1 protein-coding gene is annotated in these 394 nt (G+C 64.2%); it reads left to right on the forward strand.

Annotated elements, in window-relative coordinates:
- Positions 1-282 precede the first annotated feature (282 nt).
- Positions 283-394 (forward strand): FxsA family protein (locus BTA51_RS30980; RefSeq protein WP_371333258.1); only part of this gene is annotated, 112 nt, incomplete at its 3' end.

Raw genomic sequence — 394 nt, forward strand, 5'->3', positions numbered from 1 at the left:
GTGCGGGGCTTGCGGGACCGGGTGCGGGCTCGGGCGGACGCTCGTAGCCGTCGCGCGTTCCCAGCACCGAGCGTAGCTTCAGGATCAGGAATACGGCAATGCCGGCGAGAACCAGAAGTTGTATCACGGCGGAATCCATCATGTCCTCGGGGGCGTGCGGCCTTGGTTTCATACGATCGTTGCTTATGTAGGGTGCGTCGCGCCCTATGTCTACCGCACGAGATGCGGCAGCGGGGCGCAGGTTAACGAAAGGGATTGCCCGTGCCTGCCTTGCTGATCTTCGTGCTGTTGCCGCTGATCGAAATCGCCCTCTTCATTGCCGTGGGTGGACAGATCGGGGTGGCCGCGACCTTGGCGCTGATCCTGCTCTCGGCCATGGCCGGGGCCTCGGTGC

This window comes from Hahella sp. CCB-MM4, assembly GCF_002260525.1.
Taxonomy (GTDB): Bacteria; Pseudomonadota; Gammaproteobacteria; order Pseudomonadales; family Oleiphilaceae; genus Hahella.